At 67.8% G+C, this 17,514-nt stretch carries 17 protein-coding genes; 7 read left to right on the plus strand and 10 right to left on the minus strand.

All coding sequences use genetic code 11. From position 1 onward, the window contains the following. Positions 1–267: 267 nt before the first annotated feature. Positions 268–2,469 carry a M4 family metallopeptidase gene (locus tag GST15_RS10025; RefSeq protein WP_233263148.1) on the minus strand — a complete coding sequence of 734 codons (2,202 nt, stop codon included), beginning with the start codon at positions 2,467–2,469 and terminating at the stop codon, positions 268–270. 488 nt (positions 2,470–2,957) lie between these two features. Next, positions 2,958–3,509 (minus strand): putative Fe-S cluster assembly protein SufT, encoded by a 552-nt coding sequence (gene sufT / locus GST15_RS10030; protein WP_159017504.1) that lies wholly within the window; start codon positions 3,507–3,509, stop codon positions 2,958–2,960. A 103-nt stretch (positions 3,510–3,612) separates the two neighbouring features. On the opposite strand from sufT, the gene GST15_RS10035 reads away from it, so the two are divergent. Then, entirely contained in the window at positions 3,613–4,026 is a 414-nt protein-coding gene (locus tag GST15_RS10035) for a hypothetical protein (RefSeq protein ID WP_159017168.1), read from the plus strand. Between the two features lie 15 nt (positions 4,027–4,041). Here GST15_RS10035 and GST15_RS10040 read toward each other — a convergent pair whose 3' ends face one another. From GST15_RS10040 to GST15_RS10050, 3 genes are read right to left on the minus strand one after another with little or no spacing between them, the layout of a single operon-like run. Then, complete coding sequence (locus tag GST15_RS10040) at positions 4,042–5,448, minus strand: NAD(P)(+) transhydrogenase (Re/Si-specific) subunit beta (protein ID WP_159017169.1); 1,407 nt, start codon at positions 5,446–5,448, stop codon at positions 4,042–4,044. Beyond that, the gene (locus GST15_RS10045) at positions 5,445–5,768 is read right to left on the minus strand and encodes an NAD(P) transhydrogenase subunit alpha part 2 (protein WP_159017170.1); all 324 of its coding nucleotides are present in this window, start codon (positions 5,766–5,768) and stop codon (positions 5,445–5,447) included. The genes GST15_RS10040 and GST15_RS10045 overlap by 4 nt, the downstream gene beginning before the upstream one ends. 58 nt (positions 5,769–5,826) lie before the next feature. After that, positions 5,827–6,279 (minus strand): hypothetical protein, encoded by a 453-nt coding sequence (locus tag GST15_RS10050; protein ID WP_159017171.1) that lies wholly within the window; start codon positions 6,277–6,279, stop codon positions 5,827–5,829. Between the two features lie 115 nt (positions 6,280–6,394). Here GST15_RS10050 and GST15_RS10055 point away from each other — a divergent pair, with 115 nt between their 5' ends. Genes GST15_RS10055 through GST15_RS10065 form a run of 3 tightly spaced genes read left to right on the plus strand, consistent with a single transcriptional unit; the run spans position 6,395 to position 7,716 of the window. Then, positions 6,395–6,928 carry an RNA polymerase sigma factor gene (locus GST15_RS10055; RefSeq protein WP_159017505.1) on the plus strand — a complete coding sequence of 178 codons (534 nt, stop codon included), beginning with the start codon at positions 6,395–6,397 and terminating at the stop codon, positions 6,926–6,928. Then, on the plus strand, positions 6,925–7,302 hold the full coding sequence (locus GST15_RS10060; RefSeq protein WP_159017172.1) for a VirB8 family type IV secretion system protein: 378 nt from the start codon (positions 6,925–6,927) through the stop codon (positions 7,300–7,302). Before GST15_RS10055 ends, GST15_RS10060 begins: the two co-directional genes overlap by 4 nt. 3 nt (positions 7,303–7,305) lie before the next feature. Continuing rightward, positions 7,306–7,716, plus strand: a complete 411-nt coding sequence (locus tag GST15_RS10065; protein ID WP_159017173.1) for a DUF3106 domain-containing protein — start codon at positions 7,306–7,308, stop codon at positions 7,714–7,716. On the opposite strand, the gene GST15_RS10070 is transcribed toward GST15_RS10065, so the two are convergent. Both GST15_RS10070 and GST15_RS10075 read right to left on the minus strand, forming a co-directional pair. Further along, positions 7,705–8,838 (minus strand): NAD(P) transhydrogenase subunit alpha, encoded by a 1,134-nt coding sequence (locus GST15_RS10070; RefSeq protein WP_159017174.1) that lies wholly within the window; start codon positions 8,836–8,838, stop codon positions 7,705–7,707. The two genes, GST15_RS10065 and GST15_RS10070, sit on opposite strands and share 12 nt — an antisense overlap. Before the next feature lie 56 nt (positions 8,839–8,894). Beyond that, a complete protein-coding gene (locus GST15_RS10075; protein WP_159017175.1) occupies positions 8,895–11,138 on the minus strand; it encodes a DUF1631 family protein in 2,244 nt (747 codons plus the stop codon). 144 nt (positions 11,139–11,282) lie between these two features. On the opposite strand from GST15_RS10075, the gene GST15_RS10080 reads away from it, so the two are divergent. From GST15_RS10080 to GST15_RS10090, 3 genes are all read left to right on the plus strand, one after another. After that, positions 11,283–11,855: a nitroreductase family protein gene (locus tag GST15_RS10080; RefSeq protein WP_159017176.1), complete on the plus strand. Its 573-nt coding sequence runs from the start codon at positions 11,283–11,285 to the stop codon at positions 11,853–11,855. Beyond that, on the plus strand, positions 11,852–12,793 hold the full coding sequence (locus GST15_RS10085) for a 5'-3' exonuclease (RefSeq protein WP_159017177.1): 942 nt from the start codon (positions 11,852–11,854) through the stop codon (positions 12,791–12,793). The genes GST15_RS10080 and GST15_RS10085 overlap by 4 nt, the downstream gene beginning before the upstream one ends. A gap of 81 nt (positions 12,794–12,874) precedes the next feature. Continuing rightward, positions 12,875–13,420 carry an NUDIX hydrolase gene (locus GST15_RS10090; RefSeq protein ID WP_159017178.1) on the plus strand — a complete coding sequence of 182 codons (546 nt, stop codon included), beginning with the start codon at positions 12,875–12,877 and terminating at the stop codon, positions 13,418–13,420. A 49-nt stretch (positions 13,421–13,469) separates the two neighbouring features. On the opposite strand, the gene pip is transcribed toward GST15_RS10090, so the two are convergent. The 3 genes from pip to GST15_RS10105 all read right to left on the minus strand — a co-directional run bounded on the left by pip (position 13,470) and on the right by GST15_RS10105 (position 17,500). After that, the gene (gene pip / locus GST15_RS10095; RefSeq protein ID WP_159017179.1) at positions 13,470–14,411 is read right to left on the minus strand and encodes a prolyl aminopeptidase; all 942 of its coding nucleotides are present in this window, start codon (positions 14,409–14,411) and stop codon (positions 13,470–13,472) included. A 26-nt stretch (positions 14,412–14,437) separates the two neighbouring features. Then, positions 14,438–15,298: a peptide chain release factor N(5)-glutamine methyltransferase gene (gene prmC / locus GST15_RS10100; protein WP_159017180.1), complete on the minus strand. Its 861-nt coding sequence runs from the start codon at positions 15,296–15,298 to the stop codon at positions 14,438–14,440. A 69-nt stretch (positions 15,299–15,367) separates the two neighbouring features. Beyond that, positions 15,368–17,500, minus strand: coding sequence for a TonB-dependent receptor family protein (locus GST15_RS10105; RefSeq protein WP_159017181.1), 2,133 nt, complete (start codon positions 17,498–17,500; stop codon positions 15,368–15,370). Positions 17,501–17,514: the final 14 nt, after the last annotated feature.

Here is a 17,514-nt window from a genome sequence, read left to right on the forward strand (position 1 = left end):
GTTGATGCGCAATGAACCCCGGTTGGGGCGGGGTTCGTCGCCATCCAACGCAGCGCTGCGCGGACGGCTGATTGGACAGTCTATTGCCAGAGGCACTGGCGGCTGATGTGCCGGGCGTCACCCCTGCCATTTGGCGACAGGCCATCAAAGCCGTCGTGGGTCTGCGGCGGGGCACCAGGCCCGGCTGGCAGTGATCAAACGCCCACCAAAAAAAGACCCCGGCACGAGGCCGGGGTCTTCGGGTGTCGCATCCTCAGGTGGCAAGGATCAGAACGTGATGCTCCAGCTGTTGAGCGTGCCGACGTCGCCGGCGGCAACGTCCTGCACGCGCAGCTTCCACGCACCGTTCAACGCTTCGGTCGACAGGTTGACCGTGTAGGTCGCGACCACGTTGTCGGCACTGTCGCTGCCGCTGCTGGCCTTGAGTGCATACACGCTGCCATCTGGAGCCAGCAAGTCGATCTTCAGGTCGCCGCGGTAGGTGTGGGTGATGTTGACGGCCACCTTGCTGGTGGTCGGCGCATTGCCCGTACGGCCCGAGACGTTGATCGTGCTGGTGATGGTGCTGACGTCCGGGATCGACGTTGCCGTCGAATTGGTATACGTCTGCGTGCCACCCGTGCCGCCGGTGGTGTAGTCGCCCTTCAGGCTGACGCCGGAGAAGGTCGAATACGCCTTGAGCCGCACATAGTACGTACCGGCCGACGGAGCTGCGAAGCTGCAGGTTTCCGCATTGCCCGAGACATACGGACGGCAGTCATAGACCGTGTCGGTCGGCGCGCTGCCGAACTTCACGTACATGTCCGAATCACCCGTACCGCCGGACTGCGTGAACACCAGGTTGGTCGCACCGGCCGGAACCACCAGCGTGTAGTTGACCGTGGCACCCGTGCTCGCGCCGATACCGGTCACCGTCACGCCCTTGGTGAGCGGACCGCCCGTGCTGCCACCACCACCGCCGCCACCGCTGCAGCTGCTCGTGCTGACGCCGACCGTGTTGAACGCCGCGGTCACATCCGCCGTGCTCAGGCCCAGGTCGGTCGCCGCCGTCACCACGCCGCAGGCACCGGTGATGAAGGTGCTGCTCGGTGTCCAGTACAGGGCGTTGGCGCGCGCCATCACCTTGAACGCCGTCGGGGTGCTCCAGCCAGCGGTCTTGGCCAGGTTGCAGAACGCCTTGTTATAGACGCCGGAGGAGTAATGGACGTCCAGGCTGCTGGTGTAGTTCGCGGCGTTGTCGATCGAGCCGCCGTCCTGGGTCGGGTTGCACATGTACCGCAGCGCGCCGGTGGACTTGAAGATCTCGGTGCCGACGTTGAAGTCGTTGCTGCCCTTCCAGTAATACTCGGTCGCCTCGCCACCCATGTCCGAGAAGGCCTCGTTCATGCCGCCCGACTGGCCGGAGTAGGTCAGGTTGGAATGCTGCTCGGTGAAGCCATGCGAGACCTCGTGGCCGGCAACGTCGGCGCTGACCAGCGGGTAGAACGTGCTGGCACCGTCACCGAAGCTCATGGTGCTGCCGTCCCAGAACGCATTCTCGTAAGCCGAGCTGTAATGCACGCGCATGACCAGCTGGAACGTCAGCGCGTTGTAGCCGGTGTACGCCGGGTACATGTTGGTGATCACGCCGCCGAAGTAGTGGGCGTCATTGATCGGCGCGTAGCCGCCGTTGATGGTCTTGTAGGTGTTGCGCGGGCAGGTGTAGGCGTACGCCGTGGTGCTGGTCGTGCCGCCGTTGAGGTTGACCGACTTCACGTTGGTGTTGTTCATGGTGCAGGTGGTGCCGCTCTGGGCGACGTCCAGGTAGCCGTACTTGCCACCCGAGCCCCACTCATACTGGCCGGTCTTGGTGTTTCCGCCGGGGCCGGTGCCGACCAACGCCGTGGTCAGGCCGTCCCACTGCTTGAGCACCCTGCCGCTGTTCGCATCGATGATGACGAACGGTCGGCTCGGATTGCCGCCCTTGACGCTGTCGGCGAAGAACGACACCACGTAGCTCATGTGCGCGTGGTTGGCATCATCGATGTAGATCATCTTTCGCGCATCTTCGCGCTCGGTGCGGCTCGCGGCTGCGCGGCTGCCCAATGCCGCCGCCTTGGCGATCGACAGGGCCTGCGCCCGTGCGACCTTGCTCGTCGTTGCCGGCAGTTCGCCGGCCAGGCCGTTGACCGCGCGGCCGAACATGTTGCGGACCGTACCGGCCTTGTCTTCGCTGACGACCACGTGCTCGCCGAAGATCGGCACGCCGCGGAAGGTCTGCTGATAGCGGTAATGCACGGTGCCATCGGCATCGCGCAATGCGGAAAGCTGCTGCAACGCGGAATTCGCGTCCAGGCCAAGCATTTCCGCATGCTTCTGGCGCGCCTGCGCGGCGACACCAAGGGTGGCGCTGGCAAGTGCGTACTGGTGGTTGACCTGGGCCACGTCGAGCCTGTGCAGGTCGACGCGGGTGGCGGCCTGTGCGGACATTGCGACGAGCGCGAGGGCCAGCGGCGTGAGCGCGACAAGATGACGGTTACGGGTGCTGGAATGCATCACGATGCGTGTTTCCTTGGTTGCGGTTGGACTACGAAATCGCCCGGCAGGGCGACCCATTGAGGGTGTCTCCGACATTCGCGCCGGCGGGGCATGCAGCCCCGACGACTCCGCACGGGTACCAGGCCAATCACTCATTGGCCGGGCATCAGTATCGACCTCACTTCCCGAAGCTATGGAATGGCCCGCGATCGCGGGACGATATCCGGGGTTGGATCCGGATCCAGGAGGTGGCAACGGTGTGTTGTGGCCACGGATGTGACGCTATGCGACACCCTGATGGCAGTCACGCTGCAGGCGCAGCAAAAATCACGCCAGATGTGTGGGCTGGATCACAGTTTCGATATGAAACCGGTTACAGCTTCATGACTTTCGGCCTAGACGCTGTCCGGCAGTCCATTCCGCCCTAGGGTAAGCCTGGCTCAGAGCATTCCGGTTTCCAGCCGCGCCGCTTCGGACATCATGTTGCGGTTCCATGGCGGATCGAACACGAGCTCGACGTCCGCCTCGGCCACCGTCGGAATGAGCTCCAGCTTGGTGCGCACGTCGTCGACGAGGATGTCGCCCATGCCGCAGCCCGGTGCGGTCAGGGTCATGCGGACCTCCACCAGGCGCTCGCCGTCCTCGCGATGGGACACGACTGCCTCGTAGACGAGGCCCAGGTCCACCACGTTGATGGGGATTTCCGGATCGAAGCAGGTGCGCAACTGCTTCCAGACCAGTTGTTCGACGGCGTCGTCGCTGGCGCCGGCAGGCAGCTCCAGCGGCTCCTGCGGCTCCTTGCCGATCGCATCCGCATCGATCCCGGCGATTCGGAACAGGTTGCCTTCGACAAAAACGGTGTAGCTCCCCCCCAACGCCTGGGTGATGTAGCCCACGCTGCCAGCCGGCAGGTTCACCACATCGCCCTGCGGCACCAGGACGGCGGCACAGTCGCGCTCGAAGCGCACGGGTTCGCTGCTGCGGGAGTACATGTCCACGAAAGGAAACGACGGCAAGTCCGGCCGCCCATTCTAACGCCGCAGCCACCAGCACTCCGGGCGGCTATGCTGACCGGCTCGTCGACACCAGGTTGCCATGGACACTCCCGCAGCGCCGCCGGCCCGGTGGCTGGCCCCCGTCCTGCTGCTCGTGGGCAGCCTGGGCTTCGCCGCCGCCTGGATCCTGCTGGCATTCGCGCGCGATCGGCAATGCAGCTGGATGGCCATCCTGGCGGCGCTCGACGCCGCGGTGCTGTTGCGCCTGTCGCGGATGGATCGTGGCTGGCGCCGCGCCGCCTTGGCGGTCGCGTCGACGGTGGCCACGATCGTGCTGGCCAACTGGGGCATCGCCGCGGCGCAGATGGGGCGCGTCATGGGCCTGCTTCCGTGGGAATCGATGACCCGGCTGGGACCTTCCTTCGCATGGACCCTGGCAAACCTGGCCAATCCGCCGGTCGACCTGCTGTGGCTGGCCCTCGCCCTGGTCGTTGCCGCGGTTGCCTCGCGCTGAGCGATTCGCGCCGCGTCAGTGGCCGCCGCCCAGCGCCTTCAGTTCGCTGACCAGCGCCCCGGCCATTTCGGCGCCGTCGCCATACAGCATGCGGGTGTTGTCGGCGTAGAACAGCGCATTCTCGATACCGGCGAAACCGGTGCCCTTGCCACGCTTGATGACCACCACGTGCCGCGCGTTGACCACGTCGAGGATGGGCATGCCGTAGATCGGTGAGGACGGATCGGTCCGTGCGACCGGATTGACGACGTCGTTGGCGCCGATCACCAGGGCGACGTCGGTGTTGGGGAATTCGGGATTGATGTCGTCCATGTCCGCGATCAGGTCGTAGGGAACCCCCGCTTCGGCGAGCAGCACGTTCATGTGTCCGGGCATGCGGCCGGCGACCGGATGGATGGCGAACTTCACCCGCACGCCGCGCTCGATCAGCTTCTGTGCGAGTTCCCAGACCTTGTGTTGTGCCTGCGCGACGGCCATGCCGTAGCCGGGCACGATCACCACGCGCTCGGCGTAGGCCATCATGGCCGCGACATCGCCGGCTTCGATCGGTTTCTGGGCACCGGCGATCTCCTGTGCCGCTCCACCGGTGCCGCCGAAGTTGGAGAACAGCACGCTCTTGATCGAGCGGTTCATCGCCTTGGCCATCAAGCGCGTCAGCAGCATGCCGGCCGCGCCGACCATCATGCCGGCGACGATCAACGCCTGGTTGCCCAGCACGTAGCCTTCGAATGCCACCGCCAGTCCGGTCAGCGCGTTGTACAGCGAAATCACGACCGGCATGTCGGCGCCGCCGATCGGCAGCGTCATGGCGACGCCAAGGACCAGTGCGACGGCAAAGAACGCCAGGATCATCGGCACGCCGAGCGAACTGACGACGATGCCGCCCAGGACCACGGCCAGTGCGAACAACGCCAGGTTCACCACCTGCTGGCCAGGGAAGGTGTAACGCTTGTCCATGCGTCCGTCGAGCTTGGCCCAGGCGATGATCGACCCGGCCAGCGACACCGCGCCGATCAGCGCACCCACCACGCCCAGGACCAGCGTGATCATCGGCGGCGCGGCGGCATCGGCCGAGAAACGCAGCAACTCCACCGCACCGATCGCCGCCGCCGAACCGCCGCCCATGCCGTTGTAGAGCGCGACCATCTGCGGCATGTCGGTGATCGCGACACGCTTGCCGGACACCCACGCCAGCCCCACGCCGATGACCAGCGCGACGACGATCAGCGCGATGTTGCCAAGTCCCGGCAGCAGGAACGTCGCCAGTGTCGCCAGCAGCATGCCGGCGCCGGCCCAGTGGATGCCGCTGCGCGCCGTCACCGGAGACGCCATGCGCTGCAGCCCGAGCAGGAACAACGTCGCCGCGATGAAATAACTGGCCGCGGCGATCCAGCCGAAGATCTCCGGCATCGCGGGCGTCATGCGCGATCGCCCGATGTCGCCGGCTTGCGCGAGGACTTGAACATGTCGAGCATGCGTTCGGTCACGACGTAGCCACCGGCGGCATTGCCGGCGCCCAGCAGCACGGCGAAGAATCCGATCGCGGTTTCCAGCGGCGTGGTCGCGTGTCCCAGCACCACCATCGCGCCGATCAGGACGATGCCGTGGATGAAGTTGCTGCCCGACATCAATGGCGTGTGCAGGATCACCGGCACGCGCGAAATGATCACATGGCCTGCGATCGCGGCCAGCATGAAGATGTAGACCGCCATCACGCCCAATGCCACCGCGCTGTCGCCCATGTGCTGCTCCCGGTCGTCGCGGGCATCATAACCGCGGCTGAATCGGATCCGCCGGCCGTCAACCCGTCGCGTCCCAGGACGTTCTCCTCCCGGCAGGACCGATCCTGCACACGGAGATCTTTCCATGCGACCGATCCTGTCCCTGGCGCTGACTGGCGCCCTGTTCTTCCTGGCGGCCGGTACCGCTATGGCGACCACCCACGCCGATCGTGTCGAGCAACGCCTCGACCGGCGGGGCGATCGCATCGAGCATCGCCTCGACCGTCGCGCCACGATCGTCCAGCGTCGGTTCGACCATCGTGGCAACCGCATCGAGTCCCGGCTGGACCAACGCGCCGCCCGCCAGGCGCGGCACGGCCACCCGCGCCGTGCGGCCGCGCTGCAGCGGCGTGGTCATCGCTTGAACGCGCGCCTGGATCGGCGCGGCGAGCACATCGCGCAGCGCATGGCTTTGCGTGGCGACCGGATCGATCGTCGACTGGATCGACGCGGCGAGCGGCGCGAAGGACATCGGGCGCGACCACGCTGACCCGGCGTAAGCTGCGTCCGTGCAAGCCGATGACGGCCACGATGTCCCCGGGCAAGCTGCCATCGCGACGGCGGTCGATGCCGTCGTCGGTGCCTCCATGGAGCAGGCCTCCATGGAGCAATTCCTGGCAGGCATCGCGCCACGCGCGTATCGATTCGCCGAGTCGGGACTGCGACAGCGCGACGATGCGCTGGATGCCGTGCAGGACGCCATGATGCGCATGCTCGGCTATCGCCAGCGCCCGCCAGCGGAATGGACGCCATTGTTCTGGAGCATCCTGCGCCGCCGGATCATCGACCTGCAGCGGCGGCGGATTTTCCGCTTGCGCTTCATGACCGACTCCACGCCATCGCGCGACGACGATATCGCGATCGACTGGGCCGATGACGGCCCGGGACCAGCGGGGTCGCATGAGAACCGCGAGACCTGTCTGCGCATCGCCGCCGCGGTGTCGGCGTTGCCGCGACGACAACGCGAGGCGTTCACGCTCCGTGTCCTGGAAGAACTCGACGTGGGCGACACCGCACTGGCGATGGGTTGCAGCGAAGGCTCGGTCAAGACGCATCTGTCGCGCGCACGCAACACGCTCAGGCAGCAGCTTGAGTCCCTGTCGACGAGGATCGAGCGATGAGCGAGCTGCGCGGCGGATTCCAACCTGACCCCGATGGCGACTTTGATCGCGCGATGCGCGCCTGCCATGCCGAGGCGGTGTCGCACCTGTCGGCGCGTACACAGGCGCAACTGCGGCAGCGCTTGCGGGCGGCCATGGCACCGCCGCCATCAAGGCGCCATGGGTGGCGGTTGGCCACCGCTGCGCTGCTTGTCGTGGGCCTCGCCGGCGGCCTGTACTGGCAATCGTCGATCCTGCCCAGCGCGACCCCACCCCCGCCTGTCGTGGCGAGCGAACCGGCCGACGGCGGCGGCCTGGTCGCAGTCATCGATGAAACACCCGATCTCTACCTCTGGCTCGCATCGGACGATGCGGACCGCCTTGCTTCGGAGTAAGCCATGCACCCCTCTCGCTTGTTTCCCCTGCTCCTCGCGTTGTTGGCTGGCCCCGCATTCGCCGGCCAGCCGCTCACGCTGCCGCCGTGGGATGGCCTGACGCCAGCACAGCGCGACATGCTGGTTGCGCCCCTGCGCGAACACTGGAACGCCGATCCGCTGGCACGTCCGCGCTTGATGCAGCGCGCGCAGCGCTGGCAGCAGTTGACTCCGGAACAACGCGCGCGCGCCCATCACGGATTCGATCGCTGGCAGTCGATGGATCCGGCCAAACGCCAGACCATGCGCGCCTTGTTCCATGCCATGCGCGGCATGAGTCCCGCGCAGCGGCAAACGCTGCGGCAACAATGGCAGGCCATGACGCCCGCGCAACGCGAGGCCTGGGTCCAGGCACACGCGCCCTCAGGCGACTGACGCGGTCTCTGCTGGAGCCGTACTTGCCGGTGGCGATGGCCATACGGTGCTGGCGAGCAGTTCATCGCTCCAGTCGAAGGCCAGCGCGCCGTCCTTCAGCAGCAACGCGACGAAGTTGAAGACGTTGCGGGCATACATCTCGCTGGCATGGAGTGCGCCCTGGCTGGCGAGGTTGAGCGGGCCGGAGACGATGACGCCACCCACCTCGACCGTTTCACCCGGTCGGGTGCACTCGCAGTTGCCACCGGTTTCGGCGGCCAGGTCGACGATGACGCTGCCCGGTTTCATGCCAGCGACCATGTCGGCATTGATGATCCGCGGCGCGGGCCTGCCCGGCACGGCGGCCGTGCAGACGATGACATCGACACCCTTGAGGTGTTCGCCCAGGCGGCGTTGCTGCTCCAGGCGCTCCTCGTCGCTCAGTGCGCGGGCATAGCCGCCCTGGCCGCTGGCGGTGACGCCAAGGTCGACGAATTTCCCGCCAAGCGACTCGATCTGCTCGCGTGTTTCCGGACGCACGTCGAAGCCCTCCACCTGCGCACCCAGCCGGCGCGCGGTCGCGATCGCCTGCAACCCGGCGACGCCCGCGCCGACGACGAACACTTTCGACGGACGGATCGTGCCAGCGGCGGTGGTCAGCATCGGAAAGAAGCGCGGCGCCAGTTGCGCTGCGGCCAGCACGGCCTTGTAACCGGCCATTCCCGCCTGCGAACTGAGCACATCCATCGCCTGCGCACGGGTGGTGCGCGGCAGCCGCTCGAGCGGGAACGCGAGGATTGCGTGGCCCCGAAGTGCCTCCGCCCGGCGCGCATCGGCATCGGGCTGCAGGATGCCGACGATGGCGGTGCCGGTCTTCAGGCGCGTGATGACATCCGCGTCGGGCGACTGCACGCAGAGCACGAGGTCGGCGTCGGCCAGCGCGGACATGGCGTCATCGACGAGTTGCGCGCCGGCCTCGACATAGGCGGCATCGGGAAAATACGCCTTGGCGCCCAATCCGCGTTGCAGTCGCACCCGGCCTCCAGCGGCGACCAGCTTCCTGCAGGTCTCCGGCGTGACGGCCACGCGGCGCTCGCCCACTGCCGTCTCGCTGGCCACGCCGATGACAATTCCGTTGACCATGTCCTGCTCCGACGCGTGAATCCCCGCATCGTAGCGAATGCATGGCCGCGGCGGGCTCAGGCGGCTGCAGCGACCTCGGACAGGCGGTGCCGGACATGGCGCATGGCCTGGTCGAAGGGAAGATCGGCTGCTTCGTCCATCAGCTTCCCGGCCTTGACCAGCGCCGCCAGTTGCTGGGGCGAGGCGACCAGCTTGCGCACGCCGCGACGGTTGACCAGCAGCAGGCGCGACGTGAGCGGGCTGATCCACGCGACCTTGACCGAGCCCTCTTCGCCGTTTTCATCCGCCAGCCGCATCCAGCTGCCCGGACCCACGGCCGCCAGGCGCTCCGCAACGGCAGGATCGTAATCCAGCGCCGCGTGTCCACCGACAACCTGGAGCAAGCGCGTGTCGTCGCCGTCGTCCGCCAGTTGCGGCATCGCCGACAGCGGCCGCACGACGCGACGGGCATCGGGGAAGCCCAGTGCACGGGCCAGGCTCGCCATCCATTCGTTCGCGACCTGGTCGTCTAGACCGGAGCTGGACAGGCACTCGACGAGTCCGGCGTGCAGCCGCAGCACCCGCTCGGCGACGCGTCCGCCATCGGCACGTGCGGCGGCCTCGTCGATGCCGACGAGCTCGTCGGCCAATGCCAGCACCTGGTTGCAGCGTTCCGATCCCTGGCCATCGCGCAACAGCATCTGCACGTAATGGTGTTGCCAATGGTCCTCGAGGAATTGCGCGATCACCGGGCTCAGCGGGCGAGCCGAAACCCGCTGCGCCAGCGCCGCCGCAGCCTGCAGGCGGGCCTGCAGCAGGCGTTCGCGACCATGCACGGTTTCCGCGGAACGACGCTCGACCACTTCCGCGCGGCGACGCTGCTGCTGCAGGAGGTCCTGCAGTTCGCTGGCAGCCAGGTCGAAGATCGCCAGGTCCTCGTTGTACTCGGCGACCACCCGCGACACCGCCGCCGCCGCATGCTGCAGCAGTTCGCGATCCTGCGGGGATGCGCCCTCGTTGCTTTCGCAACTCAAGGTCAGTGCGTCCAGCAGCCGGCGTGCCGGATGGTCCGCGCGCACGAAGAGGTTTTCGTCGGTCAGTGCGACGCGCACGTAGGACATCACCAGCCGCGCGAACAGCTTGCGGGCCTGGCCGATCAGTGCATGGGTGTCGAGCAGGGATTCGAACATCAGACCGACCAGGTCGACGGAGTCCTCGTCGTGTTCGCTCAGGCAGGCCTGCTCGGGGTCGAGTCCGAGGCTGCGCGCGCCCTCCAGCAATTGTTCGCGGATGGCCAGGCACAGCCCACCGTCGCCGGACAAGGCGGCATCGAATCGCCTGGCGCCATCGCGCTGCACCAGCGCGGCAACGCTGAGCAGTTCCTCCGGACGGATCGATCGGCGCACATCGGCCGCCGCCCCCTGCGATGACTGCTGTCCCGATGGGTTCGGATTGGCGCGGTGTCCCGACTGGGCGCGGCTGGCTTCGCGCCAGGAGTGCAACTGGTCGCGCAGTCGCTGGTGGTGGACGCGAGCCTCTGCGGATACCCGGAACACGTTGATGCCCGCATTCGCGGCAGGCTGCGGCGGGAGGTGCGGCACGCTGTCATGGAGCGCAGCCTGCGACACTGGCGGCACAGGTCGCACCACGGGCGGCGGCGGCGCATCCTCCGCATTGCGCCGCAGGTCGGCGTGGAAGCCGCTGGCCGCCAGCTGGCTGTTGAGACGCGCATACAGATCGCCCAGGACCTTCGACAATTCCTGCTCGTACTGCCGGAACAGCATTGGCTGCAGGGTGTCGGACAGGTCTGCATCGTGATAGGTGCGCAGGAATGCGCCCGCCAGCCGGACCGCACCGACCGGATTGGTCGATGCCGGCGCGCCCAGTGCACGCGACAAAGCCTCGAAACGCAGGCCAAGCAACTCCAGCGGTTGCTGGTAGCGGCGGCCGATTTCCTCGGCCAGGCGCTGGCCCGCCAGGTGGAACTCGAGCTCGCCTTCGCTGACAAGGCCAAGGGGAATGTCGCTGCGCGCGGGCATCGCCCGCCCCAGGAAATCGTCGAAACTGCGGCCGATCAACTCGCGGAAGCGCATTACGTGCGTGGCATTGCGCTGCCGCAACGCCAGCACCGACATCAGGTCCCTGCGTTGCGCGCTGCTGAAGCCGAGTTGCAGCTTGTCCTGCAGTTGCTCCTCGATCGGCCGGCACAACCCACCGGGAACCGCCGCGAGTTGCTCGACCGCAATGCGCTTGAGTTCGTCGACCAGACGCGCGGGCTCGACGCCGTGCACGCGAGCGTTGTCAAGAGAGTGGATGGACACGGGGACCCCCTCACGCCAGTGCGGGGGCACCGGATCGCTACGGGCCCGAGCATAGTGGCACCATGGGCAGCGTCCACAACCCGGATTGGATTCTGTGATGCCCCTTCCATTCCCCGCCCAGTTGGCTGACAGCCGGCGTCATCCATGACGGCTGCATTCTTCTGCCTGGATTCGCGCCGCTCGACGCCGTCGCGCCAATTGTCCGATCCCGGCCCCGATGATGCGACGCTGCTGCGGATGCTCGCGTCCGCGGTGCGGGTGCCCGATCACGGCAAGCGCGTTCCATTCCGCTTCCTGCGGATCGGCGGCCAGGCACGCCATGCGCTGGGTGAGATGCTGGCCGAACGTGCGCTCGCTCGCGACGCCAACGCCAGCGCGGCGGTGCTGGACAAGGACCGCAACCGTTTCAGCCATGCGCCGGTCGTCATCGCGGTCATCGCCCGACTGGGCCCGGACGACAAGATCCCGGCGTCCGAACGCGCCTCGACGGCCTCCTGCGTGTGCTTCGCGCTGCTGCAGGCGGCACAGGCCGCCGGTTTCGGTGCGCAATGGCTGACCGGATGGCCCGCCTACGACGATGTCGTCCTGCACGCGCTCGGGCTCACCGCGGACGAACGCATCACCGGCTTCGTGCATATCGGCACGCCCGTGCAGCAGGCGCCCGAACGCGATCGCCCCGATCCGCGTGCGCTGCTCGACGACTGGGCGCCGGCATGAATCGCGAACGCATCGACGTGGCCGATCACGTCAGCACGCAACCCGCCCTGTACCTGGTCGATGCCAGCCTCTATGTCTTCCGTGCGTGGCATTCGATGCCCGACACGTTCCGCGACGATGACGGCTGGCCGACCAACGCCGTGCACGGCTTCGCGCGATTCCTGCTGGAACTGCTCGAGCGCGAGCAGCCCAGCCACATCGCGGTCGCCTTCGACGAGGCGCTCGACAGTTGTTTCCGCAACGCGCTGTACCCGGCCTACAAGGCCAATCGCGAACCGGCACCGGAAGAGCTCAGGCGCCAGTTCGGACAGTGCAAGGCACTGTGCGTCGCACTCGGCCTGGTGGTGCTGGCGCATCGTGAATACGAAGCCGACGACCTGATCGGCAGCGCCCTGCACGTCGCGCGCAAGCGCGGACACCACGGGGTGATCATCTCGGCCGACAAGGACCTGTCGCAGTTGCTCGAGGGGCTGGACGAGCAATGGGACTTCGCCCGTGGCCAGCGCTGGGGCGCCACCGGGGTCAAGGCACGCCACGGCGTGCACGCGCACCAGATCGCCGATTACCTCGCGTTGTGCGGGGACGCGGTCGACAACATCCCCGGCGTTCCTGGCATCGGTGCAAAGACCGCAGTGGTATTGCTGGCGCACTTCGGCAGCCTCGACGTCCTGCTCTCGCGGATCGAGGAAGTCCCCTACCTGCGCTTTCGCGGTGCCGCCCAGGCAGCGGCCAGGCTGCGCCTGCACCGTGAGCAGGCACTGCTGTGCCGGCAACTGTCCACGATCGCACTCGACGCGCCGCTCGATGGCGCGCGCGACTTCACGCGTGGCCAGCCCGACGGCGTCGCGCTGGCGGCGCTGTCCCAGGCACTGGGCTTTGGACCCCTCACGCGTCGACGCCTGCATGCCGCTGCCGGCACCGAGTTCGTCCCGGGCTGACGCCTTCGCGGCCCGTGCCCGTGACCGACGATGCATGTCGGTCGGCCGGGTAAGCTGTTTGAACAATGGAGATCCACGAGCATGAGCCAGCGCAACGTCGTATACGAAGGCCGCTACCTGCGCATGGTCGTCGATGGACACTGGGAATACGTCGAGCGCGTCCACGCGCAGGGCATGGCCGTCATCATCATCGCGGTGACGCCGGATGACGACGTGCTGTTCGTCGAGCAATACCGCATCCCGCTTGGGTGCCGGACCATCGAGATGCCAGCCGGACTGGTCGGCGACGACCACGACAGCGACACGCTGGAAGATGCCGCGCGGCGGGAACTGATCGAGGAGACCGGCTGGAAGGCGACGGACGTCGACGTGTTGCTGACTGGACCGACATCCGCCGGCCTGACCAGCGAGCGCATCGCCTTCGTCCGCGCAACGGGACTCATCCGTGTCGGCGCGGGCGGCGGCGTCGCCGGCGAGGACATCACCGTGCACGCGGTGAAACGCGATGCGGCACCGGCCTGGCTGATGCGGAAATCGCGCGAGGGGTTCGAAGTCGATCTCAAGCTATGGGCCGGCCTGTGGATGATCGACCACGATCCCGACGGCAGTCCTGCGCCGCGGCGGTAGTTCGACAGAGGCAACGACCGCGCCACGACGGCGCGGCCTGCATCACCGATCAGCCAAACCGGTCCGTCGCCAGTACCAGCGAGGCGACGTTCTCGGCCTCGAACGCCGAATGCCCCGAGGTTGGCGACACCATCAATTCGGCGCGCGGCCATGCACGGTGCAGGTCCCACGCGTTCTGCACCGGGCAGACCACGTCGTAGCGGCCATGGACGATGACGCCGGGGATGTCGGCGATGCGCGGCGCATCGCGCAACAACTGGTCGTCGACCTCGAAGAACCCGCGATTGACGAAGTAATGGTTCTCGATGCGGGCGAATGCCAGCGCGAAGGCCGCGTCCTCGTGTCCGCTGACGACACCGGCATCCGCCTGCAGGAAACTCGTGGCGCCCTCCCACACGCTCCATGCGCGCGCCGCGGCCAGCCTGGTCGCCGAATCATCGGAGGTGAGCCTGCGATGGAAGGCGCTGATCATGTCGTCGCGCTCGGCTTCCGGGATTGCGCTGACGTACTGTTGCCAGGCCTCCGGGAACAGCCGCGACGCACCTTCCTGGTAGAACCACTCGAGTTCCCAGCGACGCAGCATGAAGATCCCGCGCAGGACGAGCTCGGTGACGCGCTGCGGATGGACCTGCGCGTATGCCAGCGCCAGCGTCGACCCCCAGCTGCCGCCGAATACCTGCCACCGATCGACCTTCAACGTTTCGCGCAGGTGTTCGATGTCGGCGACAAGGTGTCCGGTGGTGTTGTCCACCAGGTCCGCGTGCGGCGTGGATCGGCCGCTGCCGCGCTGGTCGAACAGCACGATGCGGTATCTGCGCGGATCGTGGAATCGCCGCATCTTGGCGCTGCATCCGGCACCAGGCCCGCCATGCAGCAGGACCACCGGCTTGCCATGCGGATTGCCGCACTGTTCGTAATACAGCGTATGGCGGGCGTCGACGGCCAGCATGCCGCTGTCGTACGGTTCGATCTCCGGGTACAGCGTTCGCATGTCGGGCGTCCTTGTCGGGCCTGGCGTCATGTTAGCGCCGGCGCCGATGAGCGACACGCCCGCCCCACCGTGACCCTGTCCCGATGCTCGAGGTCCTGCTCGGTGGCGACATCGACGAAGCCGGCGTCGATCAGCAACCGGCGCACCGACTCGCCCTGCTCCCATCCGTGCTCCAGCAACAGCCAGCCGCCTGCGGCCAGGTGCGCCGGTGCGTCGCGGACGATGGTCCTCAGCGCGTCCAGGCCATCGCTGCCCGAGACCAGCGCCGCCACGGGTTCGAAGCGCAGGTCGCCCGCCCAGCGGTGCGGATCGGCGTCGGCGAGGTACGGCGGATTGCTCGCGATCAGGTCGAACGTCGCCGCTCCGAGCGCTTGGCACCAGTCGCCCTGCGCAAAGGTGATCGACTCGATACCCAACGCCGCTGCATTGCGACGCGCGACCGCCAGTGCGGTATCGCTGGCGTCGGTGGCCAGCACCGTCGCGCGCGGGCGTTCGCTTGCCAGTGCAAGCGCGATGGCGCCACTGCCGGTTCCCAGGTCGGCGATGCGAATCGCACGATCGCCGGGCAGTCGCGCCAGCGCCAGTTCGACCAGCAATTCGGTTTCGGCACGCGGTATCAAGGTGTCCGGCGTCACCTGCAGCCCGAGCGTCCAGAATCCACGCGAGCCGGTCAGGTACGCCACCGGCTCCCCATCGGCCCGGCGCCGGATCAGCTCTGCGTACCGCGCGCGAGCCGCCGGATCGACGACGGCATCGCCGTGCGTGTGGATCCAGGTGCGCGAGCGGCCGAGCGCATGCGCGAGCAGGTACTCGGCATCGATGGCATCGACGCGTGCCCGCGCGTCGCGCAGGACGGCGTCGACGCGTCCTTCAGCAGGGGTTTCCATGCGCGCATCCTAACGGCTGGTGGATGGCGGCAGATTCTTCGGACATCGCCGGAACCGGACAACGGTCGATCACGGATCCGCCTGCGCGCGCTGCAGGGAGACGGCCAACGTCCAGCCCCGTCCCGGCGCCGGCTCGAAGTACCGGCCGTTGCTGTCGTTGACGATCACCGAACCAACGCTGCGTCGGTCGAGGATGTTGTCCACCCGCGCGAATCCCTGCACGGACAGGCCTCCCACGGTCCAGCGTCGTTCGACGCCGACATCCAGCGTGGCATGACCGGGCGCCCAGGAGGTGTTGGCATCGTCGGCGTGGATGCGGCCGACGGCACTGCCCTGCACGAACCAGTCCACGCCTGCGCGCGGATGCCAGCGGAGCTGGGCCCATGCCGATCGTGGCGCGGTCGCGGGGATGCGGTTGCCGCTGGCGACGACGGTGTCCGGCCGCGCGCAGGGCGGTGCACGACAGGTGGTGAACGCATTTGCGTAGCGCGCATCGAGCCGGCTGTAGGCAATGGCATAGTCCCAGCGCGTCGCCAGCGGTCCCGAGGCCGACAGCTCCCAGCCACTGCGATCGCTCGTGGCGGCGTTGGCATAGGTACTGCGGCCACCGTTGTTGCTGGCGACGACGAGTTCGTCCCGGGTGCGGCTTGCGAAGACCGCCAGCGACAGCGACTGACCGCCGCGGTGCAGGCGCGCACCGACCTCCGCGCTGTTGCTGCGCGCTGGCCGCAACGCGGTGTTGAGTCCGCTGCCACCATCCGTGCGATAGGCCAGCTCGCTGAGCGACGGCGTCTCGAATCCGCGACCGGCATTGGCATACACCTCGAGTCCTTCGATCGGCTGGTACAGCAGGCCGGCAACCGGCGTCGTCTGCCGGTAACGCAGTGCGCCGCTGTCATCGGGATTGCCGGCAGCGATGTAGGCATCGCGCGAGTCGAAGTCGACGCGGCTGCGGCGCATGCCCAGGGTCGCGGTCCAATGCGTGCGGAACATCCAGCGCGCTTCGGCATAGGCGTCATGGCTGGCGACGCTGTCGCGCTGGTCACGCCGCAGCGCACCGACCACGCCCAGCTGCGCGCCCACGAAGTTCTCGAATCCGCGCCGGTGCTCGCGGGATTGCTGCGACTCCACGCCCAGCGTCAGGCTGGCGGGATGGCCGCCGAGCATCGTGTCGCCACGCCATCGCAGGTCGGCGCCGTTGTAGTCGCGCGCCAGGTCGACGACGCCGCCACCACTACCCGGCGCTGCCTGCGCGGCGACCGGCACCGACAGCATCTGGAATGTCGTCCGGGTGCCACTCCATGCGCTCAACGTGACCCTGTTGCGGTCGCCAAATGCCTGCTCCACGCGCAGTCCGGCCTGCTCCTGCCGCGCGCGCTTGCGCGTATCGAACGCAATCGCGCCCGCGCTGGCCATGCGCGGGGAATGCTCGGCTTGCTCGCGCGTCAGCCCCTGCGGATCGTCGGCGCGCAGGTCGAAACCATTGAGCGTCAGTGCCACGCGGGCGCCCGAGCGCGCCGTCGCCAGCAACCGCGCCTGCGCGATGTCGCGGCGGGCGCGGCTGTGTTCGCGGTAGCCGCCAAGTTCCAGCCGATCGGCATCGATGCGGAAACCACCATCGCCGTTGGCCGTCCACGGGCCGCCCACCCATGACGAGGCATCGACCATGGCATCGCTGCCGATGGCGACGTGCAGTCCGGCGTCGGCCCGCGGCGGTGGGTCGCTGCTGGAGAACTCGATGACGCCACCCGACGCGTTGCCATACAGCGCCGAAAACGGTCCGCGCAGGATCTCCACGCGCGCCAGCGCCGCCAGCGGCACATGCGACACCTGCCCTTGTCCGTCCGGCATGGTTGCGGGAATGCCGTCGACGAATACCTGCAGCCCGCGCACGCCAAACGTCGAGCGCGCACCGAAACCGCGAACGGTCAGCTGCACGTCCTGCGCCAGGTTCTGGCGGTCATGCGCAGCCACGCCGGGAACAGCGCCCAGCCATTCGGAAACGCTCAGGCGGGCGCGTGCCGGCACTGCGTCGGCCCGAACGCTGTCGATGGATCCCGGGGTGCCAGCGGGTTGTCGCTGGCCGACCACCACCACGCCCGGGAGCGTGGAAGGCGACTGCGCCGATGCGTTGGCGCAGGCCGCGCAACACACAATGAGCCCTGCGGCCGCCACCCGGCGGGACCCGACCCGCTTCGGCATTCCCCTCTCCTCGC

The sequence above is a fragment of the Cognatiluteimonas profundi genome (assembly GCF_009792795.1).
Lineage (GTDB): Bacteria > Pseudomonadota > Gammaproteobacteria > Xanthomonadales > Xanthomonadaceae > Cognatiluteimonas > Cognatiluteimonas profundi.

Excerpts from the sequence above, each read along its gene's own strand:
- GST15_RS10085 (WP_159017177.1), top strand. The coding sequence starts at position 11,852 with ATGAATCGCGAACGCATCGACGTGGCCGATCACGTCAGCACGCAACCC.
- prmC (WP_159017180.1), bottom strand. The coding sequence starts at position 15,298 with ATGGAAACCCCTGCTGAAGGACGCGTCGACGCCGTCCTGCGCGACGCG.
- GST15_RS10035 (WP_159017168.1), top strand. The coding sequence starts at position 3,613 with ATGGACACTCCCGCAGCGCCGCCGGCCCGGTGGCTGGCCCCCGTCCTG.
- pip (WP_159017179.1), bottom strand. The coding sequence starts at position 14,411 with ATGCGAACGCTGTACCCGGAGATCGAACCGTACGACAGCGGCATGCTG.
- sufT (WP_159017504.1), bottom strand. The coding sequence starts at position 3,509 with ATGTACTCCCGCAGCAGCGAACCCGTGCGCTTCGAGCGCGACTGTGCC.
- GST15_RS10025 (WP_233263148.1), bottom strand. The coding sequence starts at position 2,469 with ATGTCCGCACAGGCCGCCACCCGCGTCGACCTGCACAGGCTCGACGTG.
- GST15_RS10080 (WP_159017176.1), top strand. The coding sequence starts at position 11,283 with ATGACGGCTGCATTCTTCTGCCTGGATTCGCGCCGCTCGACGCCGTCG.
- GST15_RS10070 (WP_159017174.1), bottom strand. The coding sequence starts at position 8,838 with ATGGTCAACGGAATTGTCATCGGCGTGGCCAGCGAGACGGCAGTGGGC.
- GST15_RS10060 (WP_159017172.1), top strand. The coding sequence starts at position 6,925 with ATGAGCGAGCTGCGCGGCGGATTCCAACCTGACCCCGATGGCGACTTT.
- GST15_RS10090 (WP_159017178.1), top strand. The coding sequence starts at position 12,875 with ATGAGCCAGCGCAACGTCGTATACGAAGGCCGCTACCTGCGCATGGTC.
- GST15_RS10040 (WP_159017169.1), bottom strand. The coding sequence starts at position 5,448 with ATGACGCCCGCGATGCCGGAGATCTTCGGCTGGATCGCCGCGGCCAGT.
- GST15_RS10050 (WP_159017171.1), bottom strand. The coding sequence starts at position 6,279 with ATGTCCTTCGCGCCGCTCGCCGCGTCGATCCAGTCGACGATCGATCCG.
- GST15_RS10065 (WP_159017173.1), top strand. The coding sequence starts at position 7,306 with ATGCACCCCTCTCGCTTGTTTCCCCTGCTCCTCGCGTTGTTGGCTGGC.
- GST15_RS10045 (WP_159017170.1), bottom strand. The coding sequence starts at position 5,768 with ATGGGCGACAGCGCGGTGGCATTGGGCGTGATGGCGGTCTACATCTTC.
- GST15_RS10105 (WP_159017181.1), bottom strand. The coding sequence starts at position 17,500 with ATGCCGAAGCGGGTCGGGTCCCGCCGGGTGGCGGCCGCAGGGCTCATT.
- GST15_RS10055 (WP_159017505.1), top strand. The coding sequence starts at position 6,395 with ATGGAGCAGGCCTCCATGGAGCAATTCCTGGCAGGCATCGCGCCACGC.